8 protein-coding genes are annotated in these 15,795 nt (G+C 36.1%); 4 read left to right on the forward strand and 4 right to left on the reverse strand.

All coding sequences use genetic code 11. The features are described from left to right. Positions 1–11: 11 nt before the first annotated feature. The 4 genes from EG339_RS01840 to EG339_RS01855 all read right to left on the reverse strand — a co-directional run bounded on the left by EG339_RS01840 (position 12) and on the right by EG339_RS01855 (position 4,771). A complete protein-coding gene (locus EG339_RS01840; protein WP_123868609.1) occupies positions 12–626 on the reverse strand; it encodes a response regulator transcription factor in 615 nt (204 codons plus the stop codon). Continuing rightward, on the reverse strand, positions 623–3,592 hold the full coding sequence (locus EG339_RS01845) for a sensor histidine kinase (protein ID WP_123868610.1): 2,970 nt from the start codon (positions 3,590–3,592) through the stop codon (positions 623–625). Before EG339_RS01845 ends, EG339_RS01840 begins: the two co-directional genes overlap by 4 nt. 278 nt (positions 3,593–3,870) lie before the next feature. Then, complete coding sequence (locus EG339_RS01850; protein WP_225716650.1) at positions 3,871–4,170, reverse strand: helix-turn-helix domain-containing protein; 300 nt, start codon at positions 4,168–4,170, stop codon at positions 3,871–3,873. A 301-nt stretch (positions 4,171–4,471) separates the two neighbouring features. Then, positions 4,472–4,771, reverse strand: a complete 300-nt coding sequence (locus EG339_RS01855) for a helix-turn-helix domain-containing protein (protein WP_228459686.1) — start codon at positions 4,769–4,771, stop codon at positions 4,472–4,474. Between the two features lie 180 nt (positions 4,772–4,951). Between EG339_RS01855 and ccoN the strand changes: the two genes are divergently transcribed. The 4 genes from ccoN to tamL all read left to right on the forward strand — a co-directional run bounded on the left by ccoN (position 4,952) and on the right by tamL (position 15,793). After that, the gene (gene ccoN / locus EG339_RS01860; RefSeq protein ID WP_123868611.1) at positions 4,952–7,231 is read left to right on the forward strand and encodes a cytochrome-c oxidase, cbb3-type subunit I; all 2,280 of its coding nucleotides are present in this window, start codon (positions 4,952–4,954) and stop codon (positions 7,229–7,231) included. An 18-nt stretch (positions 7,232–7,249) separates the two neighbouring features. Next, on the forward strand, positions 7,250–8,137 hold the full coding sequence (locus EG339_RS01865) for a cbb3-type cytochrome c oxidase N-terminal domain-containing protein (protein WP_123868612.1): 888 nt from the start codon (positions 7,250–7,252) through the stop codon (positions 8,135–8,137). Between the two features lie 301 nt (positions 8,138–8,438). Continuing rightward, a complete protein-coding gene (locus EG339_RS01870) occupies positions 8,439–13,466 on the forward strand; it encodes a translocation/assembly module TamB domain-containing protein (protein ID WP_123868613.1) in 5,028 nt (1,675 codons plus the stop codon). Continuing rightward, positions 13,466–15,793 (forward strand): translocation and assembly module lipoprotein TamL, encoded by a 2,328-nt coding sequence (gene tamL, locus EG339_RS01875; RefSeq protein WP_123868614.1) that lies wholly within the window; start codon positions 13,466–13,468, stop codon positions 15,791–15,793. Before EG339_RS01870 ends, tamL begins: the two co-directional genes overlap by 1 nt. Positions 15,794–15,795 lie beyond the last annotated feature (2 nt).

Consider the following 15,795-nt stretch of genomic DNA (forward strand, 5'->3'; position numbering starts at 1 on the left):
AGCATTATATATTAGTGAATTTCGTTGTAAATTTCCAGCAGTTCAATCAGATTCTTGATTTTTAATTTCTGATAAACTCTTCTCTTATAAGTTCCAACAGTAGATTCTTCAATATTGAGTACATTGGCTATCTCGAGGTTACCGTTTCCTTTTGCAAGAAGATCGAAAACCTGCAGTTCCCTTTCAGAAAGAATTTCTACAGGGCTTTTCTTCTGCATTTGTATCACCATCTCATTAAGTACTCCAGGGGTATAATAGTAACCGTCTTTAAAGATCCCTTCTATTGTTTTTACAAAAGTTTCCGGATTGCTGAGTTTATTTAAAAAACCATTTGCCCCTTCCTGAATATACTGCATGGCAATACTTTCTTTGTAAGAGGTAAAAATTAAGACCAGAGTTTCTTCACTGATGCTTTTAATTTCCTTAACCATCGACTTAAAAGTACTTCCCGGAAGTTCAATGTCCAAAATCACAAGATCAAATTTCACTGCCCGCAATTTTTCTCTCACCTCATCATAGGTTTCTGCAAAATCTATATCAAATCTTTCAAAATTCTTTTCCAGAATCAGAGCAGTCCCGATTCTTACCACATGATGGTCATCTGCTATTAATATTCTTTTCGTCATAATGTAATATAGATTGTAATGCGTGTTCCCTTTGGTGTATTTTCATGAAAGGCCATTTTTCCACTGATTTTCATCATCAATTGAATGACCATATGCAAGCCCAGTCCGTAATTTTTAAAAGTCAAATGTTCATTTTCCGTTTTTATGAAAAGTTGAGAGTAATAAGCTCTCTGTTCGGCAGACATTCCGCTTCCTGTATCTGCAATGCTGATTTCTATATACTTTTCCGAAGACGTTGAAGTGATGATAATTTCTCCGTCTGAAGTATTTTTTACCGCGTTGTCTATAATATTATGGAAAACAGCAAGAAGAATATTTTTATTGATTTTGGCAGTAAGCTGGTGGTCACAGAAATTATAAATGAAAGTATTTTTCCGGGCTGCAATTTCTTCAAACAATAATTTCTTTGTTTCAATCAGGTCATATACCGGATATTCAGTTTCTGTAGCATTTTCCTGTTTGTAGAGCTCTGTATACTCTTTCAGGCTTAATGTAAATTTATATAATTGTTCTGAGGTTTTATAGATACTGTCAAAATATTTTTTCTGGGTTTTAGCATCGTCAGATTGTGTAAGTTCCTGCGAAAGAAGAGCAATAAACTTAACCGGAGTGGTAATATCATGGCTGATGCTTTCCATCAGTTTCTTCTGATAATCAGATTCAGTTTTAAGCTTGTTATTCGTTTCCTGAAGCTCTTTATCCTTATGAATAAGTGTATTTTTCAGAGCCTTGTTTTTCAGTCTTAAAAAATTGGTCCTGATCTGTATTCCGATGATAAGAATTAAAATAACAAACCCAACAATTAAAATTTTAAAAGGCAGGGTCTGATAAAAATAAGCCTCAATTTCTATAGGAAGGCTTTTATAAACAAATTTTCCGGTTTCGGAAGATAAGAATCTAATAAGTAAGCTATATTTCCCTGGCTCTATATTGGATAATCTGAATGTTCTGTCATTTTTAATATTGATCCAATGGCTAGTTTCTTCTCCTATCAGCTTTGCCTGAAGATAGATATTCTCCAGGTTGGTATAGTAAGGAATATCAATATAGATTTCAGCATTTTTAGAACCGCATTTCATGAAAAATTCATCTTTTAACCGAATCATTTTACCGTCTACTTTTGCTCTTTCTATATACAGATCTTGTGCTGCCGGAAAATAAGTTTTAACATGCTGAGGAGTAAAAAACACAAATCCTTCCATGGAAGGAAATACAAATTGTCCATCGTCAAGAATATTCGCATCCGGATCAGCACTTCCATTGAATTCATTATTTAAAAACCCATGTTCTTTGGTATATCGATAGTAGGTAACAGGTTCTTTAAGACTTTTCAAAGATTCCAGAAGTTTTGTTTTATTAATTTTAAATAATCCGTTATTAGAAGAAATCCAAAAATTTGAATTTTTATCTTCCAAAATATGATGAGCATTGGCAAGAAAATCATTTTTATCCACAGGAACTTTAACAACCTGATAATCTTTTAACCAATATATACCTTGATTATAGGTGGTAAACCAGATATTTCCGTCAGTAGTTCTTATGATCTGCTTTACCGGAAGATTCTGCCCGATCTGCCTTACAATTTTATTCTGAGAAAGAGAGAAAACACTTATCCCATTACTCCCGCCTAAATAAAGAAGCTCTTCATTATATCTGAGAATAGTATCTGTATTATTTTCACAGGGAATAACCTTTACTATTCTCTTAAAATTATCGTGGTCAAATATATAGAGATAAAATCTATTTCTATCCGAAACAGATACCATATACATACCTCCATTTTTATACAAGCCGACTATTTCCTTCTTATCAAAAGAGACAGAATCATACTTTGTAAATCCTGTCTTTTTATATCTTATATGAATAGAATTATTTTCCCGGTACACAAGATTTCCGGAATCATCCTGAAAAATATAACGTTTATCATAAGATTGGGGAGCCTTATATAATCTTTCTGATTTATTTTTATAATACCTGACCCCTTCCTGCGTTAAAACAGAATTTTCACCATACGGAATAGCAGCATAACAAACCTCATCCTGATAAGGCAAACTCTTTCTGGAAACCGAAAAATCAGATAGGCTTAGAATTGTAAGTCCGTTAATGGAACTGCCAATATATAATTTACGGGAAGCATCATCATAAAACATTGCCCCCGATATTTCCTTATCTATATTCTTGTATTCCAATACATAAGCAAGATCCAGCTTTCCTTCTAAAAACTGACTCCTGAATATTTTACCATGATTGATCATAAAAACCTGACCTGTAATCTGTTGCCAGTAAATTCTTGTTTCAGGATCAGTATATGTAGACGGGGCATCAACATAAAAGTATTTTCCGTGATACAATTGAAGTATCTTTTTGTTTCCCGGATCAGCAATAAAAACATTTTCTCCATGAACGAATAACCTCTTTAATCTGTTTCTTGGAAATTCAAAATCAAGTTTTATACGTTGCTTGCTTTTACGGTCAACATAAACAATACTATTTTTTTCAAAATAATATGTTCCGGTCTTCAACTGAACAAAATAAGAGTCTATAAAAGAGACATATCTTACCGTAACATTATTTTTTAAAAGCCTTTTGTATATTCTATTGTCTTTCGATATATCCGGCTTAAGAGTTTTATTGAAAGGAATAATAGCCGGCCTTCTTTGAGAAATCAGCAGAACGTTTTTTTCAGAATTATTGAAAACAGCAATACTGTCTTTTTTTATGTTGCCATAAAAATCACCAAAACTCAGATTGTTAAGTTTGAAATCTTTGTATTGCACAAAATTACTGCCATCATACCGAAGAACCCGCCCCTCCATAGACAGCCATATGAAACCGTGCTTATCCTTTACAATGTCTTTGATGCTGTTTTGAGGCAGCCCATTATCCATAGTATACCATTGCCTGGTATAGCTTTGCCCGTTACTACATATAAAAAATAACAAAACAATAAAGGACAAAAGCTTCATTCCGATTAGGCTACATTATTTTCATGACAAATATATCATAGAAATTCAATATTATTGTAAATATTTATCCACAAACATGTGATTTTTTTTCTACATAATTATTTATGAATATTTTATCTATTATAATAAATTTGAAATATCAAGACTTGTTCCCACATCATTGTCTTTATCATCAGGTTCATACTAGAAACACAATTTTACTGTAAAAATAATGACCTTTCTCCATCCATATCGAGAAGGTCATTATAGTATATTGATACAATGTAAAACTGAAGAAATTAAAGGTATTCTTTCGGAATCGGAATATTATTCATTTTCATATACTCCAGAAGACCCTGATATTTATCTTCATATTCATCATCTGCTCCACATTTATGAGAGATGCTGCAAATATCGGAAGGTCTAATTTCTAAAATATCTGAGATTTTAGTCAGAGTCTCCAGATTGATCTTCACCTTGGAGTTCTCAATATCGGAATATGCTTTTTGGGAAATTCCCATTTCAAAAGCCATATATTCCTGCGTAAGGTCTTTACTCCTACGGATTTTCCTGATATTTTGTCCACATATTTTCATCATTCCTGTTTTAGTAGTTTTCGGTATATTTTAGAAGTTGAGCTATTAGTCTTCAACAAAGTTAATAAATACCTTTGGCAAAATATTATACACGTTACATGATATTTACTTTTAATATAGAAAAAAGGCGAAAATAAAACATTTTCAGAGTAAATATCACTTCGGTCAAGACTTGTTCCCACATCATTGTCTTTATCATCAGGTTCATACTAGAAACACAATTTTACTGTAAAAAAAATGGCCTTTCTCCATCCATATCGAGAAGGTCATTATAGTATATTGATACAATGTAAAACTGAAGAAGTTAAAGGTATTCTTTCGGGATCGGAATATTATTCATTTTCATATACTCCAGAAGACCCTGATATTTATCTTCATATTCATCATCGGTTCCACATTTATGAGAGATGCTGCAAATATCGGAAGGTCTAATTTCTAAAATATCTGAGATTTTAGTCAGAGTCTCCAGATTGATCTTCACCTTGGAGTTCTCAATATCGGAATATGCTTTTTGGGAAATTCCCATTTCAAAAGCCATATATTCCTGCGTAAGGTCTTTACTCCTACGGATTTTCCTGATATTTTGTCCACATATTTTCATCATTCCTGTTTTAGTAGTTTTCGGTATATTTTAGAAGTTGAGCTATTAGTCTTCAACAAAGTTAATAAATACCTTTGGCAAAACATTATACACGTTACATGATATTTACTTTTAATATAGAAAAAGGCGAAAAATAAACCATTTTCACAGTAAATATCACTTCGGTAAACACTATTGGAATTTATGGAGACGCAAAAATTTAATTATGACAATAATATTGTCAGGGCATTCCTCTATGCAACAATCGCATTTGGACTCGTCGGATTTCTGCTTGGGCTTACTGCCGCATTGATGCTTTTTTATCCTGAGTTACCTGAATTTTTATTCGGTACAGATGATACCACTATTAAAAGTCTGGCATCCGGTAATATTCAGGGACTAATTAACACTCAGGGAGCCATGGGCTTCGGAAGGATCAGAATGCTTCACACGAGTGCCGTAATCTTTGCCTTTGTCTGTAACTCTTTCTTCTGTGGCGCTTACTACAGCATGCAGAGGTTACTTAAAACAAGAATGTATAGTGATACACTTTCATGGATTCACTTCTGGTCATGGCAATTTATGATCGTTACCGTAGTGATCACATTCTTAATGGGAATCAATACTTCTAAAGAATATGCTGAACACGAGTGGCCTATTGATATACTGATAGCCTTCTCATGGATCATATTCGGTATCAATATGTTCGGAACCATTGCTAAAAGAAGGGTAAGGCATTTATATGTTGCCATCTGGTTCTATATGGCAACATGGATTGCTGTAGCAATGCTTCACATCTTCAATAACCTTGAAGTTCCGTTATCTTTCACAAGCTGGAAATCTTATTCTGTATATTCAGGGGTAAAAGATGCATTGGTACAATGGTGGTACGGGCACAATGCGGTAGCATTCGTATTAACCACCCCTGTACTGGGTCTCATGTATTATTTTATGCCAAAAGCAGCTCAGCGACCAGTATTCTCATACAAATTATCCATTATTCACTTCTGGTCGCTGATTTTTGTATACCTTTGGGCCGGCCCTCACCACCTGCAATATACAGCATTACCGGCTTGGGCACAGGCTGTAGGAACCGGTTTCTCTATCATGCTGATCGCTCCGTCATGGGGAGGAATGCTGAATGGTCTTCTTACCTTAAGAGGAGCATGGGATAAAGTGAGAGAAAATCCGATTCTGAAATTCTTTGTGGTTGCTGTTACCTGTTATGGTATGGCTACTTTCGAAGGACCTCTGTTAGCAACAAAATCATTAAATAAAATTGGTCACTATACCGACTGGGTAATCGGTCACGTACATATTGGTGCACTTGGATGGAATGGTTTTATGGCATTCGGAATTGTTTATTACCTGGTCCCAATGATGTGGAGAACAAAACTTTGGTCTGTAAAATTAGCGAACTGGCATTTCTGGCTGGGAACATTAGGAATTATTTTCTATGCCGTACCTATGTATATTTCAGGGTTCACACAGGGATTGATGTGGAAACAGTTCAATCCGGACGGAACATTATTATGGAAAAACTGGCTGGATACCGTAACCGCTGTTATTCCTTACTATAAAATGAGATTCTTAGGTGGTCTATTCTATATTTCAGGAGCTATTCTGATGGTTGTAAATGTCATCAAAACAATTAAGGCTGGTTCATTCCAGAAAGAAGTTCCTGCAGAAGCCCCTGCACTGGCCAATATCGGAACTGCAAGAAAAGAAGGTGAAGGCTTACACCTTTGGCTGGAAAGAACTCCTACTCTCCTTGCTATATTAGCTTTCATTACAGTAGCTATTGGTGGACTGGTGGAAATTATTCCAACACTATCTCTAAAACAAAGTATTCCGACCATTACTGCTGTGAAGCCTTATACTCCACTGGAACTGGAAGGTAGAGACCTGTATATCCGCGAAGGATGTAATGCATGCCACTCTCAGATGATCAGACCATTCCGTGATGAAGTGGTAAGATTTGAAGGAAAAAACGGACAATATTCCAAAGCAGGAGAATTCATATATGACAGACCATTCTTATGGGGATCTAAAAGAACAGGACCGGACCTTCACAGAGAAGGAGGCAGAAATCCTGATTCATGGCACTTTAAGCACATGTACAACCCAAGAATTACATCTGCAGGTTCTATCATGCCACGTTTCCCTTGGTTAATTACCAATAAACTGGACCGTACTCAGATGGTGGATAAAATGAAGTTAATGAAAAACGCATTTGATGTTCCTTATACAAAAGCTCAGATTGATTCTGCCAACCAATGGGCAGATAACCAATCAAAAGCTATCGTAAAGAGAATTTATTCAGAAGCTACTGATGTAAAAGATCAGATGGCAAAAGAAAAAACAGCAAAAGGTGCCGCTTATGTACCGCTTGAACAAAGAGAAATCGTAGCAATGATCGCTTATCTTCAAAGATTAGGAACAGACATTAAAACGACACAGATCCAAACCGCAAGTGCAGAGTAATCATTAAAAATTGATGTAATGAAAACGAGAACCCCCATTTCAATATATATCGCTGCAACGATAGGCTTAACAATCATGGCCTTTGAAATGTTCGCCAGTGATTCAGGATATTTTTCATCTCCCTTTTTCTGGGCGCTGATATTAATCACCATTATCCTCCTGCTGATCATGAATTCAATTGGAGACTTGGTGGAAAACCAAAATTTCAGCAAATTATCTGAAGAGGAGAAAAAGCAATATCTGGAAGAAAAGAAAGTTCCTTATTATCAGAAACTGTGGAACTCTGCTTTCAAAAAACAGTCTGCTACTGAAGAAAAAGATATTCTGATAGATCATGGATTTGATGGAATTACAGAGCTTGACAATTCCCTTCCAAAATGGTGGATAGGCCTGTTCTGGTTCGGATGTATCTTCTGCGCCGTGTATCTGGTCGCTTTTTCTTTCACAGATTATGCCCATCCGGATGCTGAATATACAAAAGAATCCAAAATGATGCTGGCTTCTATTGCAGAGTATGAAAAAAATGCGCCGCAGGTCACTCTGGAAACAGCCAAATACAGCGCAGATAATATCGCAGAAGGACAGGAACTTTTCAAAACGAATTGTGTTACATGTCACGGAGACGGAGGAAAAGGCGGTATTGGCCCAAACCTTACCGACACACACTGGATCAATGTTAAACAAAAAAGCTTATTTAAAAACGTTATCTGGATGCTTGAAAACGGTTCTCCTAACAATCCTACCATGCGACCTTTCATCAAAGAAGGAACCATTACCGGAAGAGATGCAGAAAAAATTGCTGCTTACATTTATCACATTAACCAGGAAACCGCTCCTATAACCCAGGCTCAGGGTGGAGCTGCTCCACAGGGAGAAGAGGTGAAATGGGAAAACGGAAACAACTAAAAAACATATTATTATCTGGTTAATACAAACCATGCCAAGCCCCCTTTGCAACTACACTAACATTTGAATTTTCATTTTTGCTAACTAACCTTTTCAACATACAAAAAATGATTAAAAGGGGGCTTTTTAAAAAATAAAATCCACGCCTTGGCTCATCTTAATCAACTATTCACTTGACAACTACATAACTAAAAATTCCATAATAAGGCAGTCAAGGCAGGATTTTTGCATTCGCAAAAGGGTACTACAACAAAGATCATATTAATTAGTATTATTATCTTTGTTAGAAACCTTCTCACTTTTGAAACTGAAAATCAACACTGCAAAAATTTTAAGGCGTATTGCAATAACCTTTATTACAATATTGGTTCTTCTTACCCTGTTGATATTAAGCTTAAGGCTTCCTGCCGTTCAAAACTTTATCAAAGACAGACTGATCGTTTACCTGGAGAAAAAAATTAAAACCAAAGTAAGTCTGGAAAGAGTCTATATCGGGTTTCCCAATAGTCTTGTAATGGAAAATCTTTATCTTAAAGGACAGGACGTAGACACTCTTTTAGCTGTAAAAAAACTGGATGTAGGCTTGCATATGCTGAAACTCATCAATTCTACAGCAGATATCACTTCCGTAGATATGGAAGGCACCAGGGCGAATGTGGTACGAAAACCGGATGGCAAATTCAATTTCGATTATATCATTGATGCCTTTGCAACCAGTGACAAGGAAGAAAGCCCTTCAAAACCCTTCATTATTTCTCTCGATAAGATCAATTTAAAAGATGTTGGAGTTACTTTCAATGACCAACAGTCGAAGAATGATATTAATTTATATTTTAAATCCTTTGATACCCGGGTAAAGAAATTCGATCTCAACAAAAATACCTATGCTGTTAATGATATTAATCTTGATGGACTAAAATTAAAGCTTAAGCAGGGAATTGTAGAAGAAGTTTCCAAAAAAGTTGAAAAAAAAGTAGATTCTCTTAATGAGAAAAAGCCTATAAATATCGGCTTAAGAGGGATCAAGCTTACTCACTTTAATATTGATTACGGTGATGAAAATACCAAGACTTATGCTAAAGTTCTATTCAAAGAGTTAAGTACAAAAATCAATAAGCTTGACCTGGAAAATAACGCATTCAATGTGGGTAATGTATTTCTTTCCGGAGCAGACATCAATGCTAACCTTTATCTTCCGGCTCAAAATGCCAATCCGAAAAATAAAAAAGAGCCAGAAGTTTCTAAAGTTTCTGAAAATGATAAAGCCATGAACCTCCTTTTAGGAAAACTGGTTTTAAATGATGTAAAAGTTACCTATAACAATACCGCTATTGCTCCTACCAAACAGGGAATAGACTTTAACCACCTTAATTTTTCTAAAATGAATATGGAGGTTAGAAGTTTCAAAATGGAAAACAATTCCTTTGCAGGAACAGTGAATTCTGCTGAAATTCAGGAAGCAAGAGGTCTTGATATCCAGAAATTCAATACAGATTTCGTATATGCTGAAAAAGAAGCCTATCTGAAAGATCTTTACCTTCAGACTCCAAAAACGCTATTACGCGATGAGGTTATTTTAAACTATAACTCTATAGACCAGCTGACTTCCAATTTGGGAGCGGTAAAAGTTTCGGCCAACATCAAGGACTCCAAAATAGGGTTTTCAGATATTTTAAATCTGGTTCCTACTTTAAGAAATACCGTTCCGTTTAATAAATATCCAAACGCTATTCTTAATGTCAATGCAAATGTGAAAGGAAGTGTGAACGACCTTTTAATCCAGGATCTTAAAGTTTCAGGGCTGGATCAGCTGAGAGTAAATGCGTCCGGAAGAGTTAAAAATGCAATGAATCCAGAGCAGCTGTACTACGATTTAAGAATCGGAGAATTTTCTGCTAACGCTAAAACAATTTTTAATTTAGTTCCTAAGAATACCATCCCTTCCAACATTTCCCTTCCATCAAGTTTCAGCATCAAAGGAAATGCAAAGGGAACAACTAAAATTGTAAACACAGACCTTAATCTCTACTCTACCCTTGGAAATGCCGCGATTGTTGCTAATGTGGATATGCGTAAAAAAAATCATGAATTATATGATGTAAAAGCTAATCTTCAGGGAATACAGGTTGGAAAAATCATCCGGAATAAAGATATCGGTGCCATCACTGCCCAGATCTCTGCCAAAGGAGAAAGTTTTGATTTTAAAAATGCTAATGCCAGCATAAAAGGACATGTTGCAGCTGCAACTTACAAAGGATACCGTTATCAGGATATGAACCTGACAGGTAAGATCAACAAAGGGGCTTATAACTTTATCTTACATTCAAAAGATCCGAATGCTGATTTACTATTAACGGCTTCGGGTATGTATGATGAAAAAAATCCAACCGTTAAAGTCAATGGAGAAGTCATCAAGCTGGATCTCAATAAGCTTGGCTTCTATGAAAAACCAATGATCCTTGCCGGAAAAATAGATGGTGACTTTACGAGCCTTGACCCGAATAACCTGAATGGCTATTTAAACCTTAAAAACTTTGCTTTTTCGGATACAAAAGAAGTATTTCCGGTGCAGGAACTTCGCCTAAACGCGTCTTCTACAAAAGATTCTACACACATTATTTTCAACTCTCAGATTGCAGATGTTGAACTGAAGGGTAAATATAAACTGACACAGATCTTTGGGGCTTTAACGCAGACCATTAATCAGTATTATCAGTTCCAGAAACCTGATAAATCTCAAAAAATTGATCCGGGACAGCATTTTACCTTTACAGCAAAGATTAAAAATGATGACCTGATCAGAAATTTTGTTCCGGATCTGAAGAGCTTTGAAACTATTAATCTGGCCGGAAATTATGATGCCGATACTCAAAAAATTGAAATTGACGGTCAGATTCCGCAACTGCTCTATGGTGAAAATACTATTGAAAAAGGGAGTTTAAGAGTCACTAATGAAAATCAGGCTTTACAGTACAATCTGAATGTTGCAGCCTTAAAAAGTTCAAGTTTTTCACTGAATAAAATCAATATTGATGGGGATGTTGCTGATAATACGATCAACTATAATATCACTACAAAAGATGATAAGGATGCCACTCAGTTCCTGATTGCAGGAAATGCAAAATCATTGAATGACATTACAGAAGTATCCCTGAACCCAAATGGTTTAAAACTTAATTATACCGATTGGAATGTTGCTGAAAACAATAAAATTCAGATCAGCAGCAAAGGAATTTTAGCTGATAATTTCAGATTGAGTAATGGAGGAAGTGAAATTTTCATTCAGTCCGAAAGTGAAAGCCCAAGTAGCCCTTTGAACATTGCCCTGAAAGATTTTAAAATTGAAACCATTACAGAACTTATCAAAAAAGATACAGTGCTGGCAAGAGGAACCATCAACGGTACCGCTCAGCTTAGGGATGTGATGAAGGATATGACTTTCACGTCTGATCTCAATGTTTCCAATCTTATTGTCTATGGAAGTCCGGTTGGAAATCTGGCCGTAAAAGTGAACAATTCTTCACCTAAACTCTTAAATGCTGATATTGCCCTTTCCGGAAACAGCAATGATGTAAGAATTCTTGGAGACTATAATACCGCTTCAAGTTCTTTTGGCCTGAATATGGCGATTAACCAGCTGCAGATGAAGAGTATTCAAGGCTTTTCTATGAATGCCATTACAAATACGGAAGGTTATCTTTCCGGAAACCTGAAAATCACCGGAACTACAGACCAGCCGAATATTCTCGGAAAAGTAAAATTCAATAATGCAGGTCTTGAAATTGCAAAAACAGGAAGTGACTTTAGAAAACTGAATGATGAGATTGATTTTACCAACCGTGGTATTGAATTTAACAAGTTCAAAATTAAAGATAAAGATGGAAACGCCCTGGTTGTAGATGGGCAGGTACTTACCCAAACTTATAGAGATTTTGCATTCAATCTTAATGTCAATGCTAGAGATTTCAAAGTGGTCAATTCACAGAAATCAAATGATGCGATGATGTATGGAGTTCTGGCTATTGACGCAGGTCTTCATATCCGGGGAAACCTCGATCTTCCAAAAGTAGACGGAAAACTGAATGTGGCTGATAATACAGATTTCACTTTCGTACTTCCTCAATCTAATCCTTCATTACAGGAAAGAGATGGGATTGTAGAATTTGTGGATCAGGATCAGGTAGTTCTCAATAAAACCATCAAAGCAGATTCTCTTAACACCCAAAGCCGTATCAAAGGGATGGATGTAAGTGTAAACATTGAAGTAAGCAAAGAGGCAAAATTATCAATTGTCATTGATAAAGCAAACGGAGATTTCGTACAACTACAAGGTGAAGCAGAATTAACTGGTGGAATTGATCCTTCTGGAAAAACTACACTGGTAGGGATCTATGAAGTGAATAAAGGAAGTTACGATCTTTCAGTTAGCTTCCTGAAACGGAAGTTCGATATTCAGAAAGGAAGCACTATCACATGGACAGGGGAACCTACAATGGCCATCATGGATATTACAGCAGTGTATAAAACGGAAGCCCCGCCTATTGATCTTGTGGAACAGCAAATTAGTACTGAAAGTGCATCCATCATGAACCAGTACAAACAGAGAATCCCTTTCAACACATTGTTAAAAATGAAAGGTGAACTGTTGAAGCCACAACTGACTTTTGATATCACCACAGAAGAAAAAAACAACTCCATATCATCCAATGTGAAGGATGTTATTGACCAGAAACTGGCCCAGCTGAGAACTCAGGAATCTGAATTGAATAAACAGGTGTTTGCCTTATTGCTTCTGAATCGTTTCATAGGGGAAAATCCATTTGAAAGCGGTGCAGGAATGTCTGCTGAAACCATGGCAAGACAGAGTGTGAGTAAAATTCTTTCTCAGCAGCTGAATAATCTGGCTGCCGGACTTATTAAAGGCGTAGATCTTAATTTCGGTCTGGATTCTTCAGAGGATTATTCCACAGGACAGAAAAATACAAGAACCGACCTGAATGTAGACATCAGTAAAAAGTTATTGAATGACAGACTGAAAGTAACGGTAGGAAGTAATTTCGGATTGGAAGGACAGGCCCGTCAGAACGAAAATATGACGAATATTGCAGGAAATGTAACTGTAGATTATAGTCTTTCAAAAGATGGAAGGTATATGTTAAGGGCTTATCGTAAGGATGAATACCAGGTAGCTCTTCAGGGGCAGATCATAGAAACCGGAATCGGATTTATTATTACGCTGGATTATGACAAATTCCGTGAGATTTTCCAGAAATCCAAAGAGAAAAAGCCTAAAAAGAATCAAAACAATCAAGTGGTAGAATTTAAATAATGAGTAATACATTTCCAACATACTGTAAATATCTGTTGATTTCCGGATTAGCTTCGGCAGTAGTTTCCTGCAGCAACACCAGGTTTTTGAAGGAAAACCAGATGCTGTATACAGGCGCTGAAGTAAAAATTGAAAGTGACACGATTTCCAAAAAAGAAAAAAAGGATCTTCAGGCCGCTTTAGAAGCCAACCTTACTCCTAAACCGAACTCTACTTTTTTAGGAATGCGCCCAAAACTTTATTTCTACAATATTGCAAAAGAGCCTAAAAAAGATAAAGGCTTCAATTACTGGCTTAAATATAAAATGGGTGAAAAACCTGTGTTATTGGGAGATGTGGACCGGGAATTCAATAAAGATATTATTGAAAATTATTCTGAAAACAAAGGATATTTCAATGCAAGAGCCACTTATGACACGGTTTCAAAAAATAAAAAAGCAAAGGTCATTTATACCTTAAAACCCGGTGCGAGATATTTAATTGATGGAGTGAAGTTTCAGAAAGACTCAACACTTATTAACCAGGAAATTCAGAATATAGCTGGAAAAACACTTCTTAAAAACAGAAGACCGTTTGATCTGGATGTTATTAAAGCAGAAAGGGAAAGAATTGATAACAACTTAAAAGAAAGAGGATTTTATTATTTCCATCCTGATAATATCATTGTACAGGCAGACAGTACAGTTAGTAAAAACCATAAAGTAGAACTGAATGTAAAGTTAAAGGATAATACTCCACCTTTAGCCACTCAACAGTTCAGTATTGATAAAGTGGTGGTATTTCCGAATTACAATATTCAGGATGTAAAAGAAGGAAAATACAGTGTTCCGATGAATAAGGACTCTTTAAGTAAATATGCATTTGACGATATTTACGTTATTGATCCACAGCATAAATTTAAACCGAAGATCTTCGACAGGGCTTTGTACTTTAAAAAGGGAGATCTTTACAACCGTTCCAATCATAATCTTACCCTGAACCGGTTAATCAGCTTAGGAGTATTCAAATTTGTAAAAAATGAGTTTGTGACTTCAGATTCTTTGAACCATAAATTTGATGCTTATTATTTATTAACGCCGAGACAAATTCAGTCTTTAAGACTTGAAGCATTGGGACGAACAAACTCAGCCAGCTATGCTGGTAGTGAGCTTAACCTGAACTGGACGCACAGAAATATCTTCAGAGGAGCAGAACAATTTAAAGCATCAATCTACGGTGCTTTCGACTTCCAGATGGGTGGTGCCCAGGATGCCAATAATATTTTCCGTGCCGGAACCAATGTTCAGCTTTCTATTCCGAGAATTGTAGCTCCGTTCCGTTTTCATTCTTCCAGTGAGTTTGTTCCAAGGACAAATATTACATTGGGGTATGAATTCCAGAACAGGACAAAATATTATACACTTAATAATTTCACAGCTTCATTCGGATATTTATGGAAAGAAAATGCCCGAAAAGAGCATGAGCTGAAAGTCATTGATATCACTTTGGTTTCTCCGGAAAAAGTGACTGAAGAATATAGAGAAAAGTCTAAAAATAATCCTGCTATGAAACGTATTGTAGCGAAGCAGCTTATTTTTGGCCCTACCTACTCTTACACGTACACCAATACCATGCTGCCGAAAAAGAATACCTTCTATTATAAAGGAACTCTTGATCTTGCAGGAAATATCACGGGACTGGTTACCGGGGCTAATGTAAAAGAAGGCAAAGAGAAAAAGATCTTTGGAATCCCTTTCAGCCAATATGCTAAAATTGAAAATGATTTCAGATTTTACCATAAGTTTACGGAAAAATCATCACTGGCAACAAGGCTTATTGCAGGAATTGCTTATCCCTACGGAAACTCAGAATTTGTCCCTTTCTCCAAACAATTTTTCTCAGGGGGAAGCAACAGCATTAGAGCCTTCCGCGCAAGAAGCTTGGGGCCGGGAAGTTTTGATCCCAGGACAATAGACCCGGGAACTTATTTTGACCAGTCCGGAGATATTAAGCTGGAATTAAATGCTGAGTATCGCGCCAACTTATATAAATTTTTAAATGCAGCAGTATTTGTAGATGCAGGAAATATCTGGTTACTGAATAGCGATCCCAACCGACCTGGAGCTAAATTTTCAAAAGATTTTCTGGATGAAATTGCAGTAGGAGCCGGAGTTGGCCTAAGACTTGATTTTTCTATACTGGTCTTAAGGCTGGACTTAGCAATGCCACTGAGAGTACCTTATTATGAAAAAGGAGACAGATGGGCCTTTGATAAGATCAATTTCGGAGACCCAAGCTGGAGAAAAGACAATCTTGTATTAAATATTGCCATCGGATATCCTTTCTAAAA

It is taken from the genome of Chryseobacterium bernardetii, assembly GCF_003815975.1.
Lineage (GTDB): Bacteria > Bacteroidota > Bacteroidia > Flavobacteriales > Weeksellaceae > Chryseobacterium > Chryseobacterium bernardetii.